Genomic DNA, 22440 nt, shown 5'->3' on the forward strand with positions numbered 1-22440 from the left:
ATGCTGAACCACCGCCCGACCCAATCCGAACGCGACCGCACCCGCTGGGTGACCGGGGCGGGGCGCTACACTGCCGATATCGCGGTGCCGGAGGCGCTGAGCGCAAGCTTTCTGCGCTCTCCGCACGCCCATGCCGAGATCGTTTCGATCGATACCAGCGCCGCCCTTGCGATGCCGGGCGTGATCGCCGTGCTGACCGGGGCGGATTGCGCGGACGCCGGCTTTGGCAATTTCCGTGGCCTGATGCGCTACGGGGCTGACGGGCCGCATCCGTTGATCGTGCCGTTCCGCCCGGTGCTGGCGCTGGAGCGGGTGCGCCATGTCGGCGAGGCGGTCGCCTGCGTCGTTGCGACCAGTGAGAGCGTAGCACTCGATGCGGGCGAGGCGATTGCGGTGACCTATCGTGATCTGCCCGCGGTGATCGGGATCGATGCGGCCGGCGGGGCCGATATGCCGCCCATTCATGCGCAGGCGCCGCAGAACCTCGCGTTCGCGCATCAGGCCGGCGATGCCGTGGCGGTGCGGGCCGCGTTCGACGCGGCGACGACCGTGGTGGCGACGGCGTTCGACCTGCCGCGCCTCGCCCCGACCACAATGGAATTGCGCGGCATCATCGCCCGTTACGACGAGGCGGCGGGGATTTATCATCTGATCACGCCGCATCAGGGCATCAACGAAATCCGGGCCGATCTGGCTGCGGTGCTGAACGTGCCGGAGGGCCGGATCAGCATCGAGCTGCCCGATGTCGGCGGCGGGTTCGGCGCGCGCAGCCCGGCCTATCCCGAACATGCCGCCCTGTTGCTCGCGGCGCGCCGCACCGGGCGGGCGGTGCGCTGGATCGCGAGCCGGAGCGAGGCGTTTCTGACCGATTACTACGGCCGCAGCACCCGGCTCGCCGGGCGCCTCGCGCTCGATGCGGCCGGGCGGTTCACCGCGCTCGAGATTACGTATGAAACCGATCTGGGCGCGTATATCACCACCGTTGGTGCCTTCGTGAACGTGCACAATCCGCTGATGAGCGGCAGCGGCACGTATGGCATTCCGGCGATTGCCGCGCATTTCCGCCAGTATTTCACCAATACCGGCCCGATCGGGCCGTATCGCGGTGCCGGACGGCCGGATGTGGCGCTGCTGATCGAGCGGCTGGTCGATCGTGCCGCGAGGGCGCTGGGGGCGGACCCGTTGGACCTGCGCCGCCTGAATGCGATTCCGCGCGCGGCGTTTCCCTACCGCACCGCGCTGGGGTCGACCTATGACAGCGCGGATTATGCCGCCCTGATCGATGCGGCGCATCAGGCCTCGGACTGGGACGGGTTTGCCGCGCGGCGCACCGAGGCACAGGCGCGGGGGCGGTTGCGGGGGCGTGGCGTGGCGCTGTTCACCGAAATCGCCGGCGGCGGTGCCGCGACGCGGGACGAGGCGCGGGTGGTTCTGGGCGTGACGGATGGGCGGGCGACCGCGCGGATCGAAACCGTGACCGGCGGCAGCGGCCAGAGCCAGGCCGAGACCTATGCGTTCATTCTGGCCGAACGGCTCGGCATGGACCCCGCCGATATCGAACTCGCCGCGAGCCCGGCGCATTCAATGCTGCATGGCGGCGGCTCGATCGGGTCGCGGTCGACGCTGAGCGCCGGCAGCGCGATCGCCGATGCGGGCGAGCAACTGCGCGGTCATCTGCTGGCCGCCGCCGGACTGCGGGCCAATGCGCCGCCCGCGGAGTTGAGCATGGCGGGTGGCGCGATCTGCCGGCCGGATGGCAGCGTGGTGATGACGCTGGCCGAGGCGATTGCCGCTGCCGATGCGCCGCTCGATGTGGTGGGCGCGGTGCCGGTATCGTCGAGCTTTCCATCGGGCTGCCATGTCGCAGAGGTCGAGATCGACCCGCAGACCGGGCTGGCCGCGCTGGTGCGCTATGTCGCGATCGATGATTCCGGCGTCGTGCTCAATCCGATCGTGGCGGAGGGGCAGATCCATGGCGGCATCGTGCAGGGTTTGGGCGAAGTGTTCGGCGAGGCGATGCAGTATGACGAAACCGGCCAGGTGCTGACGGGCAGCTTCATGGACTATACGATGCCGCGCGCCGCCGATGTGCCGAATTTCGTCACCGGGGACCGCCCGACCGCATCGCCCAACAATCCGCTCGGCGTCAAAGGCCTGGGCGAGGCCGGCACGACCGGCGCGCTCGCCGCCGCGGCCAACGCGTTCGCCGATGCGCTGGCGATGGTCGGCGCCGAACTGCCGGCATTTCCCTGCACGGCGCACAACGTCTGGCGCAGCATCCGTGCGGCGGGATCGGCCTGATCGTGATGCCTATTTGAGTTGGCTGTCCTTGCTGCCGCGCCGGTTGAAGCCGATGGTGGCCGGGCGCTGGTCGGCGGCGGACTGGCAGGCGATGCAGGTTCGCACGCCGGGCATGGCGTTGCGGCGCGCCTGGGGAATGGGTTCGCCGCATTCGACGCAATGGGTCTGACCCGCGCCGGTCGGCATGCGGGCGCGGGCGCGCATGACTTCGTCCTTCACGGTATCGTCGATCTGGTCCTGTACCGCCCCGTCCGGGGCCCAGCCGTTCGCCATTGTCGTGGTCCGATGTGATGGTTGCGCCGCACCCGCAACATGGGACGGACGGGCCGCGTTGGAAAGCACCGGCTGGCAGCCTGGGGTGAATTGTGATTGCCTTGATCAGGATCAAGGCGCGACCGAGCTGATCGGTCCAGTGTTCGCTCATGGACACGGTTCCCCTGCTGGCGCGCCACGATCGCCGACTGCCCCGCTACACGAGTTATCCGACGGCCGCGCATTTCGATACGCGGGTGAATGCCGGAACCTATCGGCGGTGGCTTGGCGCGCTCCCTGAGGATGGCACCGCCTCGCTCTATCTGCATGTGCCGTTCTGCGCCAGCCTGTGCTGGTTCTGTGGCTGCAACACCAGCGTGGTGCACAGTGTTGGCGCCCTTGAGCGTTATGCGGCGGCGATGGTGGCGGAAATCGAGAGCGTCGCTGCGGCGATCGGCCATCGTCTGCCGGTGCGTCATATTCATTGGGGTGGCGGCACGCCGACCGCCTTGCCCGCACCCCTGATGCAGGCGATCGATGCAACACTGCGCCGGCATTTCATGATCGACGGTGCGACCGAAATCGCGATCGAGCTCGATCCGCGCACGCTGCCGGCGACGGCCGAGGTCGATCTGCGTGCGCTTGCGATCAGCCGCGCCAGCCTGGGGGTGCAGGATTTTTCACCGCTCGTGCAAGACGCGATCGGCCGGCACCAGAGCGTGGCTGAGACGCGCGATGCCGCCACGGTTGCGCGGGCGGCCGGGGCATGCTCGATCAATCTCGATCTGGTCTATGGGCTGCCGCGGCAGACCGTCGCGTCGCTTGAGGCGACGATTGCGTCGGTCCTCGAGATCGAACCGGACCGAATCGCCCTCTACGGCTATGCCCATGTGCCGTGGATGCAGAAACGCCAGGCGGTGCTCGCCGGTTTCGACCTGCCCGATGCTGCGGCGCGGCTGTGCCAGCAGACGCGCGCGGCGGCCATGCTGGTCGAGGCCGGGTACCGCAGGATCGGCCTCGATCATTTCGCGAAACCCGATGATCCCATGGCTCAGGCTCGCGGTACACCACGCTTGCGGCGCAATTTTCAGGGCTACACATTGGATGATGCCGCCGTGCTGATCGGGTTCGGTGCCTCGGCGATCTCGGCGTTGCCGCAAGGCTACGCGCAGAACATGACACGGACGATCGAGTATCTCGATGCGATCGAAACCGCGACGCTGGCCACCGCGCGCGGCATCGCGAGGACAGCGCAGGATGGCCTGCGCAGCCGCATCATCGAGCGGTTGATGTGCGATCTGACCGTCGATGTCGCGTCGATTGCGGACGCCGCGGGCATCGATGCCGCGACGCTCGATGACGCGTGGCCGCAGCTCGAACCGCTGGAGACTGATGGGTTGATCCGGCGCGATGGCGCGATCGTTACCGTCACCGAGGCGGGCTGGCCGTTTCTGCGCTGTGTCGCGGCGTGTTTCGATCAGTATCTGGACCCGCAGGCTTCGCGCCATGCCGCGGCGATCTGAGCGCGGGTTGATTATCGTCACACCGAGGGCACTGGCGCCCGATTGAGCGTGCCTGAGAGGTTTGAGGCAAAGCCGATCAACCCTTGCAGGATCGCGACGGGGTCGGGCGGGCAGCCGGGGATGTGCAGATCGACCGGGATCACCTGCGACGCCGCACCGAGGCAGGCGGGGCTGGCCGCGAACATTCCGCCGGTGCACGCGCAATCGCCGATCGCGATGACGAATTTCGGTGCCGGCATCGCCTCATGGGTGAGACGCAGGGCGGCGTGCATGGCGCGGGTCATCGGGCCGGTGATCATCAGCACATCGGCGTGACGGGGTGAGGCGACGAATTTCAGGCCGAAGCGTTCCAGATCGTAAAACGGGTTGCCGAGGGCGATGAGTTCCAGCTCGCAGCCGTTGCAGGAACCCGCATCGAAGGCGCGGATCGCGAGCGAGCGGCCGAGGCGGCGCCGGGCCACGCGGTCGAGTGCGGCGGCGAGGTCCGCCGGCTCGGCGGGCGTGATGCGCGGGGCCGGTTCGGTGAGCCGGCCGCGCCAGAGGTTTTCGATCAGGGTTCTGCGCATCGGTGCCTACAGGTCGCAGCCGGAATAGCTGGGGTTGAACGATTTGTTGCAGAGCGGGAAATCCGCGACGATGTTGCCCGCGATCGCGGTTTCCAGCGCCGGCCAGAAAAACCACGACGGGTCGCGCAGCATGGCATCCACGACCACACCATCATGCAGGCGGACATGGGCGAAAATATCGCCGCGGAAACCTTCGATCAGCGCATGCCCGGTGGTGGAGCCGGCTGGTGTGGGCAGCGCGGTTTGCAGCGCGCCGTGCGGCAGGGCGGCCAGCAGGTTATCGATCAGCGCCGCGCTCTGGTCGAGTTCCGCCATGCGAATCCGCAGCCGCGCATCGACATCGCCGCCTGTCCGGCCGGGGACGACGAAGCGGGCTGTGTCGTAGGGTGGGTAGGGTGCATCGCGCCTTGCATCGAAATCCTGGCCGGAGGCGCGGCCGACATAGCCGCCGCAACCCAGGCGCCGAGCGATCGCCGGGTCGAGCCGGCCGGTGGTGGTGACGCGGTCCTGCAAGGAGGCGGTCTTTTCGTAGAGTTCGAACAACCGGCGCCACTGCGCGAGCAGATCAGGCAGGCCAGCGCGCAGCAGGGCGGCATTGTCCGCACTCAGGTCGCGCGCGACGCCGCCGGGGATGATGATGTCCATCATCAGACGGTGCCCGAAACAGGCGGCGGACAGGCGCAGCACCCGTTCACGCAGACCGGCGGTGAGCGCGTGCATCAGGGGAAATCCGCCGTCGTTGCAGATTGCGCCGATGTCGCCGAAATGATTGGCGAGGCGTTCGAGCTCGGCCATCACGCCGCGCAGCGCCGCGGCGCGCGGCGGGGCGGCGATGCCGAGCGCCTGCTCCGCCGCGCGGGCGAAGGCGAATGCGTATGCCACGGTGGAATCGCCGGATATCCGCCCGGCGAGGCGCGCGGCGTGCTCAATCGTCTGGCCGCGCATCAGGCCCAGCGTGGCTTTGTGCGTGTAGCCGAGCCGGACTTCGAGCCTGACCACGGCCTCACCGTTGACCGAGAAACGGAAATGCCCGGGCTCGATGATCCCGGCGTGCACCGGACCCACCGGGATCTGATGAATGCCGGGACCGAGTGCTGGTTTGAAGTCGTAGGCGGCGCGGTGATCGAGCCAGGGGCGAGGGTCCGGCGTGTCATCGGCGGCGAGCCCGTGCAGGTCGCACAAAGCGCGTTCCATCAGGATCGCACCGGGATGGTGGCGCGCGATCGAGGGGAAATGCCCGTCCTCGGCCGCCAGGCTGAGCACGCTGATCGCGCCCGAGCCGTGCGGCCGGGTGGCCAGATGCACCACAGCCGCATCACCCGCGGGTTCGGCCCAGAGGGCGACGAACACCGCGGCGCCGGTTGCCAGCGCGGCGGCTGCTTGCTGCCAGATCGGTGGCGCGACCGTCATGACCGCCTCATCCCAGCATCGTCGCGACATGGGCGAACCACGCGTAGAGAAACGCGGGCATCGCGAGGCCGATCAGCAGCACGACGCCGAGATGCAGGACGATCGGCACGGACGAGGCGCTGACCGGGTACGACCCCGCGCTGGGTTCGCCGAAACACAACCCCGTCATGCGCAGCAGCAGCGCGCCGAACGCCAGCAATATGCCGAAGCCGAGCAGCACCGCCAGCAGCGGGGCGCGCGCGAAGGTCGAGGTGATCAGCAGGAATTCCGATGTGAAGATGCCGAACGGCGGCAGACCGGCGATGGCGGCGACGCCTGCCACCAGCGTCCAGCCGAGCAGCGGGTGGCTGGTGGTCAGCCCGGTGATCGCGGCGATTTTCTGGGTGCCCTTGGCCTGGGCGATGTGGCCGACCGAAAAGAAGATCGCGGATTTGGTCAGCGAATGCATCATCATCTGCAACAGGCCGGCGATGTTGCCGAGCGGGCCGCCGATGCCGAAGGCGAAGGCGATGATGCCCATGTGCTCGATCGAGGAATAGGCGAACAGGCGTTTGATGTCGCGCCGCCGGTACAGCATGAGGGCCGCGAAAAACAGCGAGAGCAATCCAACGCCGATCAACAATATGCCGGGCTCGATCGTCGCATGGCTCATCGCCAGCACCATCTTGAACCGCAGGATCGCATAGAGCGCGACGTTCAGCAGCAGACCGGACAGCACGGCGGAAATCGGCGTCGGCCCTTCGGCATGGGCGTCCGGCAGCCAGGCGTGCATCGGCACCAGCCCGGCCTTGGTGCCGTAGCCGATCAGCAGGAAAATGAACCCGACATCGAGCAGTGCCGGGTCGAGTGCCGCGGCGTGGTGGCGCAGATTGGTCCATTGCATCGCCGCCATCCCGATGCCCAGCACCGGCCTCGCCGCGAGATAGACCAGGATGGTGCCGAACAGCGCGAGCGCGATGCCGACGCTGCCGAGAATGAGGTATTTCCACGACGCCTCGATCGAGGCCGGGGTGCGGTAGATGCCCACCATCATCACGGTCGACAGCGTGGCGAGTTCGACGCCGAACCACATCAGGCCGAGATTGTCGGTGATCAGGGCGAGGTTCATGCCCACCATCATCACCTGGTACATGGCATGATAAAATCGCAGGTAGCGCGGCGTCAGATGCCCGGTTTGCAGTTCATGCGCGATGTAGCCGGCGCTGAACAGGCTGGTGGTGCAGCCGACGAAACCGTTGAGCAGCAGGAAGACGATGTTCAGATCATCGATCAGGAACAGGGCGGTCGGCGCGGGCCGGTGCCAGAGCAGCAGGCATGCGGCCGCAATGGTCAGGACACTCGCGATCACGTTGAGCCGCGTCGCCAGACGCCAGGACGGCACCACGGCCAGGATGGCAGCCGCCGCCGCCGGGATGGCGATGGTCGCGATCACCGCATCGAACGCAGGACCGCTCATGAGGCCTCACCGCGAAACGCATCGAGCGCCGTGCTGTCCACCGTGTCGAACCGCTCGCGGATGCGGAACAGAAACACGCCGATCACGATGAAGGCGATCAGGACCGAGAAGGCGACGCTGATTTCCACCACCAGCGGCATGCCCTGCGCGCCGGCGGCGGCGAGGATCAGGCCGTTTTCGAGCGACATGAACCCCGCGATCTGGCTGACCGCGTTGCGTCGTGTCACCATCATCAGCATCCCGAGCAGAATGACCGAGAGTGCGAGAGCGACATCCTCGCGCGCCAGCGCATCGGCATGGGCGGCGGTGCGCAGCATCACCACCATCGAGAGCGCGACCAGTCCGATGCCGCCCAGCATGGTCAGGCTGATGCCGCCCACCGCCTCGACCTCGCGGTGAATGCCGAAGCGCTCGACGATGCGGTGCAGCGCGATCGGGATGACGAGCGCCTTGAAGCCGAGCGCCAGACCCGCCGTGATGTAAAGCGCCGGCGCGTGCTGGATATAGGCCTGCCAGCCGACCGCACAGCCGAGTACCACAGCGTGCAGCGCGAGCACGTTGATCACGGACGACAGCCGGTCCTGATACAGCATCATGAAACTGACCAGCACCAGCGCGCCGGCCAGCACATGCGCGATGCTGAGTGCCGTGGCGGAGGACAGGACATGATCCATCACAGCGATGCCGAGACGAACAGCAGCAGCGTGCCGAGCAGGCCGAGCATGAGGGCGGCCCCGATGAAATTCGGCACCCGGAATACCCGCATCTTGGCGATCGCGGTTTCGAACAGCGCGAGCAGCACGCCGCCGGCGGCGAGTTTCACCAGATAGGCGAACAGCCCGAGTGCCAGCGCGGCCGGCCCCGTGCCGGGTGCGGCAATCGCGACGGGCGCGAAGATGCAGACGATCAGCGACAGATACAAAATAAGCTTGAGCGCATGGGCGAGCTCGATCAAGGCGAGATGCCGGCCGGAATACTCCAGCACCATTGCCTCGTGCACCATGGTCAGTTCCAGATGTGTCGCGGGATTATCGACCGGAAATCGCCCGGTTTCGGCCAGCGCCACGATCACCAGCGCGACCAGCCCGAGCGCCAGCGACAGGCGCAACCCCTGGGTGCCTTCGTGCATGAACGTGGCGATGGCGGATAGCTGGCTCGATCCGGCGACCAGGGCGAGGGTGAACACGATCATGAGCATCGCCGGTTCCGCGAGCGAGGCGAACATCGCCTCGCGGCTCGCCCCCAGCCCGCCGAATGCCGTGCCGATGTCGAGCGCCGCCAGCATCTGGCAGACCCGCGCGGTGCCGAGCAATGCGACGATCACGATCAGATCGCCCGACCACGAGAACAGCAGATCGGTCGCGAAACTCGGCACCAGCGAGGCCGAAACCCAGGTGATGGCGAACACCAGATAGGGCGCGGTGCTGAAAATCCATGAGGCGTCGGTCGCGATGATCGCATCCTTGCCGATCAGCTTTGCGAGATCGCGGTAGATTTGCAGCAGCGGCGGCCCGCTGCGGCGTTGCAGCCGGGCTTTCAGCACGCGCACGAATCCGGCCAGCAGCGGGGCCAGCGCCAGCATCAGCGCCATCTGCGCCAATTGCAGGACGAGCCTCGCGATCAACCCCATAGCGCGATCCAGCCGAGCAGCGCGACCAAGGCCATGAACACGAAGGCGAGGTAACGCCGGATGGTGAGGAATTGCAGCCGGTTGGTCTGCCCGGCCAGCCAGCCGATCGCACCGATCAGGGGCGCATACAGCAAAGACCAGGCGGGATCGCTCCAGCGCAGGGTCAGCCGCGCCGGGTGCGCCTCGCCTGGCAGCGGCAGGGTGGCCTCGTCCCGCGCGCGCAGCACCACGCCCGCGAACACCCGGCGGATCGGCTGGGCGAAGCCCGAGGGCGAATACTGCGTGATGAGCGTGCGCGCCGGCGGGCCGAATTCCTGATAGCCGCAGCCCCAGGCCGGCGCGCGGCGTGTGGCGCGCGCGCCGAACCGGCGCAGCACGAACGCGCCCATGATGGCGCTGATCGCGATGAACAGCGCGATCAGCAGCGGATCGTAAGCATTCTGGCGCAACGCGACCGGCACGATCGTCAGCCATGACAGGCCGGCTTGGGTGCTCACCCGCGCGCCGAGCAGGGCGTGGGTGACCGGTGCCAGCAGATCGATCGCAAAGCCAGGCAGCAGGCCGGCGGCGACGCACAATGCCGCCAGCAGGATCATGGCGCTGAGCGACCATCGATCGGTCTCGTGCGCGGCGGCGGCCGCATCGCCGCGCGCGCGGCCGAGATAGGCGATGCCATAGAAGCGCACGAAACACGCTGCGGCGAACGCCGCCGACAGGGCGACCAGCGCGCCGATCGCCGGCACCGCCAGTTTCAGGCCGAATTGCGGCAGCGCGGGGCTGAGCAGGATGGCCTGCAACAGCAACCATTCCGAGGCAAACCCGTTGAGCGGCGGCAGGGCGGCAATCGCCAACGCGGCGATCAGCATCGGCACCGCGCTGACCCGCATCCGGTTAATCAATCCGCCCAGTTGCGCGAGATCACGCGTGCCGGTCGCGTGCTGGATCGCGCCGGCGCCGAAAAACAGCGTCGATTTGAACAGCATGTGGTTCAGCGCATGGAACAATGCCGCGGTCAGCGCCAGGGCGGCGGCGGCCATCATGCCATCGGCCTTGAAGGCCAGCGCGAGACCCAGACCCGCGAAGATCAGCCCGATATTCTCGATCGTGCTGTAGGCCAGAATCGTCTTGATATCGTCTTCCATCAACGCATACAGCACGCCGAGCACCGCGGTCATGCCGCCGGCCAGCAGCACCACCAGCCCCCACCACCAGGCGGGCGGGCCGGCGAGGTCGAACGCGATGCGGATGAACGCATAGACCGCGACCTTGGTCATCACCCCGCTCATCAGCGCCGAAACATGGCTGGGAGCGGCGGGGTGCGCGCGCGGCAGCCACACATGCAGCGGCACCAGCCCCGCCTTCGACCCCGCGCCGAGCAGCGCCAGCATCATCACCGCCGATCCCATCCAGCGTGCGCGCGGCACCGCCCGCATCGCCGTGAAGGCGTAATTCCCGGCGTTACCTGCGAGCAGGCCGAAACACAGCAGCAGCGCGAGCGTGCCCGCGCTCGCCATCAACAGATAGACCACGCCGGCCCGCCTCGTCGCGGCCTCGGTATGGTGCGCCATCACCAGCGCCCAGGATGCCAGGGACATCACTTCCCAGCAGAGCAGAAACCCATAGGCGTCCGCCGCGATCACCACGAGGTTCATGGCGGCCAGAAACACCGGATAGACCGGCAGCACGCGCCAGGGTTCGGCCTCGTGGCGCGTATAGCCGAGCGCGAACAGGCTGGCCGCAGCCCCGCCGATATTGGCGATGATCAGAAACGCCGCCGCCAGATCGTCCATGCCGAAGCGCATTCCGAGCCCTGACGCACCGGGATGGGGCAACCCGATCGGCAGAACCACGAGCGGGTCGGGCGCGATGCCAAGCGCCAGTTGGGCCAGCGCCGCCAGCAACGCAACCACCGCGATGGCGAGCGAGCCGCCGTAAACGATCATCCGCCCGGCCGGACGACGCGCGATCACGCCACCCACCCCGCCAAGAATGAGCGACGCGGCGGCACATATCAGGATGATCGGCGTCACGTCACATCCCGTCGCCCTTCAGCCGAACACCGCGCCCTGCGCCGGCATCGGACACATCGCCCGGCCGGATCACGATGATCCCGGCCCGATCGAGCGCATCGAGCAGTTTCATGAGGGAGTCGACGTTGCCACGGATGACTCCCTCGCTGCCCTCCATCCGCTGGATGGTCGGCAGCGACAGACCGGACAGTTCGGCGAGCTGTTTCTGATCGATCCCCAGGAGCGCCCTGGCGGCTTTCAGTTGCCCGGCAGATATCATGTTTTAAACATGGATATAAACATACAGAAAACTATAACCAACTTTTTCAAATTGCAAATAGCGCGTACGGCTTGCTGTTCCGACGTGTCAGGCATAGGCTGAGGGTCTACGCGGTGTGAAGCGCTGACGCAGCCATCGTTTGACGATCGATTAGTGGGACGGTGCCCGCATGGGTCGCGCAATGGTCGCAGCGTTCCGCTGCAACCTGATGGCTGGCAATGCAAAGCGACGGGCGATTGCAGTGCAGGCGGGATGGCTGGCTGAAACGATAAAGGAAGTCTCGATGCGTCAAACTCATCCGGAAACGCATCTGGTGGCACGGATCGGCTGGCTGCGGGCCGCGGTTCTGGGCGCGAACGATGGCATCATATCGACATCGAGCCTGGTGCTGGGTGTGGCCTCGGCCGGCGGCAGCGTGCACGGCGTATTGGTGGCGGGGGTCGCGGGGTTGGTCGCGGGTGCCATGTCGATGGCGGCGGGCGAGTATGTTTCAGTCAGTTCGCAATCCGATACGGAGCGGGCCGACCTGGCGCGCGAAGCCAGCGAATTGGCCGGCGATCCCGGCGCCGAAACGGAAGAACTTGCCCGTATCTATGTCGGCCGTGGTCTGGAAGCGAGACTCGCCCACGAGGTCGCGCGCCAACTCATGGCCACGGATGCGCTGGATGCGCACGCGCGCGACGAACTGGGCATTTCCGAAGCAACGACGGCGCGGCCGGTACAGGCGGCCCTGGCCTCGGCCGCTACGTTCTCGATTGGCGCGGCGGCACCGCTGATCCTTGTTTTATTGGCCCCGGCGAGCATCCTGCTGGTCATGGTCGGGGTGGGATCGCTGTTGTTCCTTGCCGTGCTCGGCATGATTGGTGCGAAAACCGGGGGCGCAGGATTGTTGAAGCCGACCCTGCGGGTGACGTTCTGGGGGGCGCTCGCCATGAGCATTACCACCGGCATCGGCGCCCTCATTGGCTCGGCTGCATAAAGACCCATTGACCGTAAAACCCGTGCCAGAGTCTTGAATGTTACATTTATACCGAACAAACGCTATCAGTTCAGAAGTGCGTTTCTCTCTATAAAAAGACAGTCTACCTTTGCGAGATTTTTTCCACTTTCGCCCGATCCGCCGCACGCCACAGATACCAGGCCGCAGTGGTACGGTACGGCGCGTAGGATTCGCCGATTACTGCGAGATCGCGCGGTTTCGGCTGCGTGTCGAGGCCGTGGATCAGACGATAGCCTTCGCGCACCCCGAAATCATCGACCGGCAGCACATCCGGCCGTCCGAGCGTGAAGATCAGAAGCATTTCCACCGTCCAACGCCCGATCCCGCGCAGCACGCATAGCCGTTCGATCAATTCAGCATCGGAGAGCCGGCTGGCGGCGCGGCGGGTTGGCACCGTGCCGTCGAGGGTGCGGGCGGCGATGTCGCGCAGCGCGGCGATTTTGGCGCCGGAAAACCCGCACCCGCGCAAATCCGCCTCCGCCAGCGAGAGCAGTGCGGTCGGCGCCGGGCATTCCGCCCCGCACAGCGCCGCGAGCCGCCCCAGAATCGCTGTTGCAGCCCGGGCGTGCAATTGTTGATGGGCCACCGCCGCGATCAGCGCTGCGTAAGGCTCCCGGGTCCGGTCATGCACCAGGGTGCAGCGCCCGACGCTGCGGATCAGTGCGCCCAGGACCGGGTCCGCCTGGGTCAGATGAGTCCGCGCCAGGCGGCTCATGCGACAACGAGCCTCATCGCGCCGGGCGGTTCATCGCGGCTGCGATCCGTTGCCGCCATGCCGCCAGGCGCCGCGCCAGCCGGCCCCGCTCGCCATCGCGCGCGGCCAGCCGGAGGCGCTGGCGGATCGGCCGGGTGCGGTCCAGCACCCAGTCGCGCGCGACGATCACCTTGTCATGTGCGACGGCGAACCATCGCACCGACATCAGGGTCTCCTCGCACGACTGATAGATCCAAAGTCCGAGCAGGATCGCAAAACCTTTGATAAACACGGCCACGATGGTCGCCGCGAGCCAGTTGCCCTTGACGAACAGCACCGTAGCCCAGAAGCCGCTCAAGTGATCGATCGCCTCGGGGATCAGGAACAGAAAGACGACCACCAGCGGTGGCAGTTTTTGCAAAAACCGCCGCAGCCGCGCGACCACGGCCAGGCGCGAAACCAACTCGAGCAGCGCCTTGGCGCCGTCCCAGATGACCCGTTCGAGAAACTCCAGCAGCAACGCCAGGGGCAACAGCAGGACGTCTTCGACCATGCGGCGCAGCCGCCGCCGTCGTTGTTCAGTCATGGTGCGGAAGGCAGGGTCCTGCATGGCATGACAGTACCACGCGGCGGGCCGGCACTGATAGGGCCATCCGCGAACGGTCCGTGGCCGGGCCGGACGGTGTCGAGCGGGTCAATCCCGGCCGGGACGGCGCTAATTTTTTCACGGCCGTGAGTGGGACGCGCGGCCCGCGTGCGCGCTGCCCTGTTCATGGATGCGGCTGGTCCGGATGCCTCGGCGCGGGGCGGCCTGCGGCGGGCGGCGCGGGGTGCGGGGCGGGATGGAATTGGGGCCGCGGCTGCACCGCATGCTGCACCGGATGAGGCGCCGGTTGGGGCCGCGGCACCGCGTGGAACTGCTGGGCCGGCGGATGGAACTGTGGCGCCCGGGCGACGGGGCGGGGCTGCTGCACCTGCGGGTGAGACTGCGGGGGCTGCATCCGCGCCTGTGGCACCGGCGGATGGAATGGTTGCGGCCGCTGCGGCTGGGCCGGTGGATGGTAAGCCGGTACCGCCGGCCGGACCTGCTGCGGATGGAGTGCGAACGGCCTGTTCTGGGGCGGGTGCAATCCGTCTGGCCGCGCCGGTGCGGCGGGGGGCCGGGGAGTCTGCGGCGTGTTCATATGGATCGTTCCGCCCGGCTGGATCGGCCGCCCGATCGCCGCCGGCATCGGATGTGCCGCCTGCGGCATGGCACCCGGGTGCGGATTCGGGCTGCGCGGCATCACGTGGATCTGCGGCCGGATCGCCGCGGGGCGGATCGGTGCGGGCCGTGCGACGGGCAGTCCGCGTGACGCGGCAAACGGCGCGGGCCTCGGGGCCTGTGCCACGACACGGTGGATCATTGGCCCCGGCGCGCCCGGTAGACGGCCCAACCCGGGACCGCCCGGATGCGCGGCCGGCCCGCCGAACCCGGCCGGGGGCACCGGCCGTGCCGCCGCCAGCACCGCGCGTGGTGCCGGCCGCCCGAACCGCCCGACCGGATCGCCGCGCCGCATCGCGGCGGCCGGGATCACGGTCGCCGCGCCCCGGTTGAGCAACCGGGCCGGCCCGTAATTGTTGATGATGGTTTTGTTGTGGATATCGGTAAAGCGGTTCGGGTTGCGTATATTGTAGTAATTCACCTGCTGCACATAGCGCGGCGGGCAGTGATACCATGGCCGATACGGCTCATCGGGCGCCAGCGGCACCCATCCGATTGAGCCGGCCGCGAACGCCGCGGCGGTGATGCCCACCCCGATCGCCACGCCGGTTCCGACGTTGAAAAAACTCACCGTCGCGGGGGCATAGACGGGCTGGTAATAGGCCGGTGCGTCGTAGGCCACCGGCGCGGGTGCCCAGCCCCAGCGCCCGCCGTACTGCACCCAGCGCCCGTAATGGAACGGCGCGAACCCCCATGGGTCGCTATCCACCCAGGTCCAGCCCCAGGGGGCGACATAGGCCCAATGCCCCTCGCGGTACGGCACCCAGCTCGATGCGACGCGCGGATACCAGACCGCGCCATATTGCGGCGTCTGGGACCATGTTCCGTATTGGGCGAGTTGATAGCCGCCGGTCATCTGGTTCACCACCGCCGGCACGTAGGCGGGCGGCGGGGCATACCGCACCGCCAGCATGCGCGCCACGAACGGGTCGCGCTGACCCGCCCCCAGCGCCGCCGTGACGGGATCGGCGCCCTGCAAGGTCGCGGTCTCGCCCGGCGCGATATCCAGCGAGACGTTCTGCCCCTGCAGCTGCGCCGCGCCGCTGATAACGGTGACGGTGGTCGGGGCGGTCTGATCACCCGCGACGATGTCGTACCGGCCATCCTGCGCAATCGTTACGGTGCCGCGCGGCGTCGTGATCGCAAAGCTTGCGCCCGGTGCCAGATTCCGCACATCCATATACATCTCGCCTTGCGACAGCGCGGCATCGACCACCTGCGGCCCGATCGTGGTGACCTGCAGCTCGGTCGCCTGGTTCAGCGTCATCCGGCTCCAGTCGATCGCGACCGCCGCTTCGGCGCCCGGCTGGGTGTAGAGCGCATCGCCGCTCGTTACGGGATAGTTCAGCGCGGCCGGCGTCCATTGGCTCGAACCTTCGCTATCGAACGAAACCGATCCACGCGCCAGCGCGATCTGGCCGACCCGTTCCGGCGGCGCCGGGGCGGCGGCATCCTGCGCCCGTGCCTGCGGAACGCCCTGCAGCACGGCGGCGATCGCCGTCGTTAAGGCCAGCGCCACCCGAAGCGAAGCGACGCGAAATGGGGCAAAACGCAAACTGGGGCGCATGGCGTGTCTCCGTGGGGCGGCCGCGTTGAGGTCGATCTTGTCGTCAGGATTGAAGTAAATAGCGTCGGCTGCGGCCTAATAGGGACCGGATCACGGCAGTATCAAGGCGGAACGTTGCGGGACGTTACAATTCTGGGACCATTTCGCCTCATCCTTGCCACAAGCGCGCACCTATATAGCAGCCAGTGTCCAATGAGGTGTTTCGATGAAACTGATACTGCGCAAAACCATCGTCATGATCGCGCTTGGCGGCGCGGCGATTGGTCTGTCTGGTTGTGTCTACTACCCGAGTACCTATGGCTACGACTACGGCGGGGGTTATGCCGCGCCGGCATATGTGGCACCCGCGCCCGTGGTCAGCGGCGGCCTGTTTCTCGGTGGAGGCTGGGGCGGTGGTTGGGGTGGCGGCTGGGGTGACGGGGACCGCGGCCGGTGGGGTGGCGACCGGGGCGGCTGGGGCGACCGGCACTGATATCCGCCGCGCGGCTTTTGTGATGCGATAGCGCAGCAGCCCTGCCGCCATCGCACGCGGTTTCGCTTGCCAAACCCCGGCATGAGCCTGTATGTGCAGTGCAACAGAACAGTGCTCGTAGATGCGGCGGTTTCGTCGGCGGCAATGTTCACTGGATGCGTGGTGCCCGCAGGGGTGCCTCATCCCAGGTTGGCGGCGGGTAAAACCAGGCCTTGCACGCTTCAACGGGTGGCTGTTCTACGCATGCTTCCTCAAACCTAAATGTCGCGCCCCCGGCCCGGGAGCGGGACCATGAAAGCATTTTCCTTGACCCTTTTTACCGACCTCGGCCTTGCCGAGCCCGTGCTGCGCGCCGTGACGGCCGAATCCTACACCACGCCCACGCCAATCCAGGCGCAATCCATTCCCATCATCCTCGAAGGCCATGATCTGGTCGGCATCGCCCAGACCGGCACCGGCAAGACGGCGGCCTTCGTGCTGCCCATTTTGCACCGACTGGTCGAACAGCGCACCAACCCCGGCGCGCGCGGCTGCCGCACGTTGATCCTTGCGCCGACCCGCGAACTGGCCACCCAGATTGCGGATGCCGCGCGCATCTATGGTAAATTCATCCGTCCCAGCGTCGCGGTCGTGATCGGCGGGGCCAAGCCCGGCCCGCAGGCCCGCCAGATGATGCCCGGCGTCGACCTGTTGGTCGCCACCCCGGGCCGTCTGCTCGACCATGTCTCCACCGGTGCCATCCGGCTCGATGGTACCGCGATGATCGTGCTCGATGAAGCCGACCAGATGCTCGATCTCGGCTTCATGCCGGCGATCCGCAAGGTCATGTCGATGCTGCCGTCCCGCCGTCAGGCGGTGATGTTCAGCGCCACCATGCCCAAGCCGATCCGTGCGCTTGCCGCCGAATTTCTGCGCAACCCGCGGGAGGTTGCGGTCAGCGTCGAATCCAAGCCGATCGACCGGATCGACCAGCGGGTCATGCTGCTGTCCGGCGAGGCGAAGAAGGATGCGCTCGTCACGCTGATGAAAGAGCCGGGCGTTGAACGCGCCATCGTGTTCACGCGCACCAAGCATGGCGCGGACAAGGTCTGCCGCCATCTGGAAGCGGCGAACATCGGCGCCGCGGCGATCCACGGCAACAAGAGCCAGAGCCAGCGGGAACGCGCGCTCGATCAGTTCCGCCAGGGGCGCATCAAGGTGCTGGTCGCGACCGACATCGCCGCCCGGGGCATCGATGTCGACGGGATTTCCCATGTGGTGAATTTCGAACTGCCGAACATTCCGGAATCCTATGTCCACCGCATCGGCCGCACCGCGCGCGCCGGCACGGATGGGATTGCGGTGTCGTTCGTCGAACCGGCGGAGCTCACCTATCTGCGCGATATCGAGCGCCTGATCGGCAAACAGTTGATCCCGGGCGGCGCCGTGCCCGCGCGCGGCGTGTTGCCGCCGCACCTGAACCGCGCGAACAACCAGGGCCGCAACGGTGGTGGCCAGAATCGCGGCGGGGCACCGAAGACCGGACACGGCCGGCCGCAGCAGCGCGCCTACGCCGCGCCGGGCCGCGGCCGCAGCGAGGGGAACCGCAGCGCCAGCCGCACCGGCTGAGCCGCAGCGCCACCAGATTCACCTTGTTGCGACGCGCACGGCCAGGGGGTTGCCCCTGGCCGTGCTGCGTCGCGCCGATCGCGCTTGACATCGCACGCCGCCCATGGTGCGAGAGTTCAACGCGGGCGGCGTCCTTGTGGCATTTATGTCGCTTGCGATGGGGCTCGCCAACATAATATTCGATTGCATGCGCTGCACGAAGGGATGGAACTGATGCGTCTAGCGGTATTGAAAGAGCGCCTGCCGGGGGAAACCCGCGTCGCCGCGGTGCCCGATTCGGTCAAGAAACTCACGGCTATGGGCATTCAGGTGGTGATCGAGGCCGGGGCGGGGGAAGCCGCTGCGATTTCGGACGCCGCGCTGCGGGATGCCGGTGCCGAGATTGTGGCCGATGCGGCAACCGCGCTTGCGGGTGCCGGCGTGGTTCTTACCGTTCAGGCACCCGACGACGCCACCCTCGCGATGATCCCGCGCGGCGCGCTGCTGATTGGTACGCTGGGCGCGGCCGGCAATCCATCGCTTGCCCAGTCCTATGCCGCGGCCGGCATCGATGCCTGTTCGATGGAACTGCTGCCGCGCATCACCCGCGCCCAGTCGATGGACGTGCTGTCCTCACAGGCCAATCTCGCCGGGTATCGGGCGGTGATCGAGGGGGCGGAAGCCTTCCCGCGCGGCTTTGCCATGATGATGACCGCGGCCGGCACCGTGCCGCCGGCCCGGGTCTTTGTGGTGGGTGCCGGGGTTGCCGGTCTGCAGGCCATTGCCACCGCGCGGCGGCTCGGCGCGATCGTTTCGGCGACCGATGTCCGGCCCGCGGCGAAGGAGGAAATCAAATCCCTGGGTGCCACGTTCATCGGGGTCGAGGATGAGGAAAGCAAAGCCCAGACCGGCGCCTATGCCAAGGAGATGAGCGCCGAGTTCCGCGCCAAACAGGCCGCGCTGATCGCCGAAACCGTGGCGAAAAACGACATTGTCATCTGCACCGCCTTGGTGATGGGCCGCAAGGCACCGATCATCGTGACAGCGGAAGCGGTCGCCGCCATGCGCATGGGTAGCGTGATTGTCGATATCGCGGCGGATGCCGGCGGCAATTGTGGGGCCACGATGCCGGGCGAACGCATCGTTACCGATAACGGCGTGGTGGTGCTCGGCTACCGCAACTGGCCCGCGCGCATCGGCGTTGCCGCCAGCACGCTCTATGCACGTAACCTGCTGACGTTTTTGACCAATTTCTGGGACAAGGACAGCAAAACCCCGAAACTGCCGGCCGAGGACGATATCGTCAAAGGCGTGCTGCTGACCCGGGGTGGTGCCGTTGTTCATCCGAATTTCATGCAACAGGCGGCGGCATAAGAAAACAAGCACTTCTTTTTTTGAAAAAAAGAAGCAAAAAAACTTTATTCCATGAGACCGTGCAGGTGAAACCACCCGTGAGCCAGATCAACAAAAGTTTTTTGCTTCTTTTTTACAAAAAAGAAGCCCTTGCGTCCCTCGCCTGCCCCCATTCGCTTACCCCGCCCAGGAGCCCACAATGACCCCAGCCGAACTCGCGGGCCAGGCCGCCAACCTTGCCCATAAAGCGTCCATCCTCGCGCAGAACGCCGCCGGCTTTGCCGCCCAGGAAGCCGCGCGCGGGCCGCACGGTGCGCCGCTGATCGACCTGTTCGCCGTCTTCGTGATGGCGGTGTTCGTGGGGTATTACGTGATCTGGAGCGTTACCCCCGCACTCCACTCCCCGCTGATGGCCGTCACCAACGCCATCTCTTCGGTCATCATTGTCGGCGCCATGCTCGCCGCCGGTCTGCACGGCGATTTCGCGGCCCATGCGTTCGGCTTTCTCGCCATCATGCTGGTGTCGGTGAATATTTTCGGCGGCTTCATGGTCACCGCGCGTATGCTCTCAATGTTCCGTAAAAAGACCAAATAAGGCGAGGCCGAAATGAATTACGCATCCGATCCGGGCATCACGCTCGCTTATATCGTCTCGGCCGTCCTGTTCATCCTTGCGCTGCGCGGGTTGTCGAGCCCCGTTACCTCGCGCCGCGGCAACCAGCTTGGCATGGCCGGCATGGTCATCGCCATTTTGGCCACACTTGCGCATCCGGGCATGCTGCTCGGTGGCGTCGGGCTGATCATCGTCGCCGTCGCCATCGGTGGCACGGCGGGCGCCGTGGTCGCCAAGCGCATCCAGATGACGGCGCTGCCGCAGCTGGTCGCCGCCTTCCACTCGCTGGTCGGACTCGCGGCGGTGTTCGTCGCCGCCGCGGCGCTCAATGCGCCGCAGAGTTTCGGTATCGGCACGCCCGGGCATCTGCGGCTCGAAAGCCTGATTGAAATGTCGATCGGTCTTGCGATCGGCGCGGTCACCTTCACCGGCTCGATCATCGCCTTCGCCAAACTGCAGGCGTTGATGAAGGGCACGCCGATCACCTTCAAGGGCCAGCACTACCTCAACCTTGCGATCGGCATCCTGATCCTGATCCTGATCATCGCCTTCGTCGCCTCGGGCGGCTCGCAGACCCTGTTCTGGCTGATCGCCCTCGCCGCCCTCGCGCTGGGCTTCCTGCTGATCATCCCGATCGGCGGGGCGGACATGCCGGTCGTGGTCTCGATGCTGAACTCCTACTCCGGCTGGGCTGCCGCCGGCATCGGTTTTACCATCAGCAATTACGCGCTGATCATCACCGGTGCGCTGGTGGGTTCCTCGGGTGCGATCCTGTCCTACATCATGTGCAAGGGCATGAACCGCTCGATCATCAACGTGCTGCTCGGGGGGTTCGGCACCGATGCCGGCGCGGGCGGGCCGGCCGCGAGCATGGGGGACAAAACCGTCAAATCCGGCTCCGCGGAAGATGCCGCCTTCATCATGTCCAACGCCTCGAAAGTGATCATCGTGCCCGGCTACGGCATGGCGGTCGCGCAGGCGCAGCACGCCGTCCGCGAAATGGCCGATCTGCTCAAGGCGGAAGGTGTGGAAGTCAAATACGCCATCCACCCCGTCGCCGGCCGCATGCCCGGCCATATGAACGTGCTTCTCGCCGAAGCCAACGTGCCCTACGATGAAGTGTTCGAACTCGAAACCATCAATAACGAATTCTCCACCGCCGACGTCGTTTACGTCATCGGCGCCAACGACGTCACCAACCCCGCCGCCAAAACCAACGCGGCGTCGCCGATTTATGGCATGCCCATCCTGGAAGTGGACAAGGCGAAGACCGTGCTGTTCGTGAAGCGTTCGATGGCGTCCGGTTATGCGGGTGTGGATAATGAGTTGTTCTTCCGCGACAACACAATGATGCTGTTCGGGGATGCGAAGAAGATGACTGAAGAGATTGCGCAGTCGCTGGGTAAGTGAAGGCAAGTAAGGCCAGGGGCTCTGCCCCTGGACCCCGCCAAAGGCTTAGCCTTTGGAATCAATGAGTTAGCGTTCCGCGCACACGCATGCCTTTTATCAGACGGGAAAGGTGTTGTTTGACCGTCAACACCGGAACTCACTACACATTCGCCGATAGATCTTATTTTTATAGTGTTATCTCCCAAAACGGTGTCAACCTGAAGTTGAAAAATTCAATTTTAAGAAAAATAATTTAGTTTTTATAGAAAAAGGCTTGCCAAGCCGACAGATATCAGTGAGGTTATTTTCGTAAAGAAGTATTAATGTTATATTCTTTAGGTAAACTCGAATGTCACAAAGCACGATTAGTGGAACAGTAAATGTAAGCGTCACGATTAACACGATCGGACCGATCTACGGCGTGGGGAATTATCCAAGTCCCCTAACCATATTATCTGCAGGTTACATCGAACCCTCGCTTCAAGGACAAACTGGCGTCGATGTGAATGGCGGAACGCTTTTGAATGAGGGCATTATTAATGGTGGAATAAACGGCGGAGTTGGTGTCTTTCTGCCGTCAAGCTTAGTAACCAACGAGGGCACGATCCTCGGGGGATACGGCGCGGCGCAGGCCACCGGGGTTTCGATGTTTGGCGGGACTCTCACTAACGGACGAAGTGGCGTGATAGAAGCTGGAAATGGAGCCGGTGGTGGCAGCGGCGTCAGTTTGACGAATGGACTCCTAACAAATTTCGGGACAATTATAGGGCAAGGGTTTGTCCAAAATTCAGTTGTTGAAAATAGTGGAACTTTGTTAAACTATGGCCTAATTACAGGCCTCCAAAGCACGGGTTATGCCCTTGATATCATGGGGGCACAGCAACAAACTATTCGACTATCGATGGGCCAAGTGCGTTCGGTGAAAATGTTGGAATATTTAGCCTGAAAAATTCATGAAGCCGCATTCGGCTTTGGGCGTCATGCGGGCTTTACAACCAGACATTGGGCAGTCGCGCGGAAGCGCCGGTGCGTTGATCCGGGGCTTGCGGGCTTGGTGATGGCGAGGCGCTGGGG

General features: G+C 65.8%; 20 protein-coding genes. 9 read left to right on the forward strand and 11 right to left on the reverse strand.

What is annotated here, in order from left to right; all coding sequences use genetic code 11:
- Complete coding sequence (locus AruPA_RS03445; RefSeq protein ID WP_265635061.1) at nucleotides 1–2301, forward strand: xanthine dehydrogenase family protein molybdopterin-binding subunit; 2301 nt, start codon at nucleotides 1–3, stop codon at nucleotides 2299–2301.
- Between the two features lie 9 nt (nucleotides 2302–2310).
- On the opposite strand, the gene AruPA_RS03450 is transcribed toward AruPA_RS03445, so the two are convergent.
- The gene (locus AruPA_RS03450; protein ID WP_265635063.1) at nucleotides 2311–2574 is read right to left on the reverse strand and encodes a DksA/TraR family C4-type zinc finger protein; all 264 of its coding nucleotides are present in this window, start codon (nucleotides 2572–2574) and stop codon (nucleotides 2311–2313) included.
- A gap of 149 nt (nucleotides 2575–2723) precedes the next feature.
- Between AruPA_RS03450 and hemN the strand changes: the two genes are divergently transcribed.
- Entirely contained in the window at nucleotides 2724–4076 is a 1353-nt protein-coding gene (gene hemN, locus AruPA_RS03455; RefSeq protein ID WP_265635065.1) for an oxygen-independent coproporphyrinogen III oxidase, read from the forward strand.
- A gap of 17 nt (nucleotides 4077–4093) precedes the next feature.
- On the opposite strand, the gene AruPA_RS03460 is transcribed toward hemN, so the two are convergent.
- From AruPA_RS03460 to AruPA_RS03490, 7 genes are read right to left on the reverse strand one after another with little or no spacing between them, the layout of a single operon-like run.
- Nucleotides 4094–4642, reverse strand: coding sequence for an NADH-quinone oxidoreductase subunit B family protein (locus tag AruPA_RS03460; protein ID WP_265635066.1), 549 nt, complete (start codon nucleotides 4640–4642; stop codon nucleotides 4094–4096).
- Between the two features lie 6 nt (nucleotides 4643–4648).
- Nucleotides 4649–6052 (reverse strand): NADH-quinone oxidoreductase subunit C, encoded by a 1404-nt coding sequence (locus AruPA_RS03465; protein ID WP_265635067.1) that lies wholly within the window; start codon nucleotides 6050–6052, stop codon nucleotides 4649–4651.
- Nucleotides 6053–6059: 7 nt separating this feature from the next.
- Nucleotides 6060–7508: a hydrogenase 4 subunit F gene (locus AruPA_RS03470; protein ID WP_265635068.1), complete on the reverse strand. Its 1449-nt coding sequence runs from the start codon at nucleotides 7506–7508 to the stop codon at nucleotides 6060–6062.
- Nucleotides 7505–8182 (reverse strand): hydrogenase-4 component E, encoded by a 678-nt coding sequence (locus tag AruPA_RS03475; RefSeq protein WP_265635069.1) that lies wholly within the window; start codon nucleotides 8180–8182, stop codon nucleotides 7505–7507. Before AruPA_RS03475 ends, AruPA_RS03470 begins: the two co-directional genes overlap by 4 nt.
- Entirely contained in the window at nucleotides 8182–9138 is a 957-nt protein-coding gene (locus AruPA_RS03480; RefSeq protein WP_265635070.1) for a respiratory chain complex I subunit 1 family protein, read from the reverse strand. Before AruPA_RS03480 ends, AruPA_RS03475 begins: the two co-directional genes overlap by 1 nt.
- On the reverse strand, nucleotides 9129–11168 hold the full coding sequence (gene hyfB, locus AruPA_RS03485; protein WP_265635072.1) for a hydrogenase 4 subunit B: 2040 nt from the start codon (nucleotides 11166–11168) through the stop codon (nucleotides 9129–9131). Before hyfB ends, AruPA_RS03480 begins: the two co-directional genes overlap by 10 nt.
- A gap of 1 nt (nucleotide 11169) precedes the next feature.
- Nucleotides 11170–11427 (reverse strand): helix-turn-helix domain-containing protein, encoded by a 258-nt coding sequence (locus AruPA_RS03490; RefSeq protein WP_265635073.1) that lies wholly within the window; start codon nucleotides 11425–11427, stop codon nucleotides 11170–11172.
- Between the two features lie 283 nt (nucleotides 11428–11710).
- Between AruPA_RS03490 and AruPA_RS03495 the strand changes: the two genes are divergently transcribed.
- Nucleotides 11711–12406, forward strand: coding sequence for a VIT family protein (locus AruPA_RS03495; RefSeq protein WP_265635130.1), 696 nt, complete (start codon nucleotides 11711–11713; stop codon nucleotides 12404–12406).
- Nucleotides 12407–12509: 103 nt separating this feature from the next.
- On the opposite strand, the gene AruPA_RS03500 is transcribed toward AruPA_RS03495, so the two are convergent.
- From AruPA_RS03500 to AruPA_RS03510, 3 genes are all read right to left on the reverse strand, one after another.
- Nucleotides 12510–13142, reverse strand: coding sequence for a DNA-3-methyladenine glycosylase (locus AruPA_RS03500; protein ID WP_265635075.1), 633 nt, complete (start codon nucleotides 13140–13142; stop codon nucleotides 12510–12512).
- A gap of 13 nt (nucleotides 13143–13155) precedes the next feature.
- Nucleotides 13156–13731 (reverse strand): hypothetical protein, encoded by a 576-nt coding sequence (locus AruPA_RS03505; RefSeq protein ID WP_265635077.1) that lies wholly within the window; start codon nucleotides 13729–13731, stop codon nucleotides 13156–13158.
- Between the two features lie 160 nt (nucleotides 13732–13891).
- Nucleotides 13892–15952 (reverse strand): DUF6600 domain-containing protein, encoded by a 2061-nt coding sequence (locus AruPA_RS03510; RefSeq protein ID WP_265635078.1) that lies wholly within the window; start codon nucleotides 15950–15952, stop codon nucleotides 13892–13894.
- 205 nt (nucleotides 15953–16157) lie between these two features.
- Here AruPA_RS03510 and AruPA_RS03515 point away from each other — a divergent pair, with 205 nt between their 5' ends.
- From AruPA_RS03515 to AruPA_RS03540, 6 genes are all read left to right on the forward strand, one after another.
- The gene (locus AruPA_RS03515; RefSeq protein ID WP_265635080.1) at nucleotides 16158–16424 is read left to right on the forward strand and encodes a hypothetical protein; all 267 of its coding nucleotides are present in this window, start codon (nucleotides 16158–16160) and stop codon (nucleotides 16422–16424) included.
- A gap of 291 nt (nucleotides 16425–16715) precedes the next feature.
- Nucleotides 16716–18032 carry a DEAD/DEAH box helicase gene (locus AruPA_RS03520; protein WP_265635082.1) on the forward strand — a complete coding sequence of 439 codons (1317 nt, stop codon included), beginning with the start codon at nucleotides 16716–16718 and terminating at the stop codon, nucleotides 18030–18032.
- Between the two features lie 213 nt (nucleotides 18033–18245).
- On the forward strand, nucleotides 18246–19385 hold the full coding sequence (locus AruPA_RS03525) for a Re/Si-specific NAD(P)(+) transhydrogenase subunit alpha (RefSeq protein WP_265635084.1): 1140 nt from the start codon (nucleotides 18246–18248) through the stop codon (nucleotides 19383–19385).
- 178 nt (nucleotides 19386–19563) lie between these two features.
- A complete protein-coding gene (locus tag AruPA_RS03530; RefSeq protein ID WP_265635087.1) occupies nucleotides 19564–19959 on the forward strand; it encodes an NAD(P) transhydrogenase subunit alpha in 396 nt (131 codons plus the stop codon).
- Between the two features lie 12 nt (nucleotides 19960–19971).
- Nucleotides 19972–21387, forward strand: a complete 1416-nt coding sequence (locus AruPA_RS03535; RefSeq protein ID WP_265635089.1) for an NAD(P)(+) transhydrogenase (Re/Si-specific) subunit beta — start codon at nucleotides 19972–19974, stop codon at nucleotides 21385–21387.
- A gap of 328 nt (nucleotides 21388–21715) precedes the next feature.
- Entirely contained in the window at nucleotides 21716–22312 is a 597-nt protein-coding gene (locus tag AruPA_RS03540) for a hypothetical protein (RefSeq protein ID WP_265635091.1), read from the forward strand.
- Nucleotides 22313–22440 lie beyond the last annotated feature (128 nt).

The organism is Acidiphilium sp. PA (assembly GCF_026191915.1).
GTDB lineage: Bacteria > Pseudomonadota > Alphaproteobacteria > Acetobacterales > Acetobacteraceae > Acidiphilium.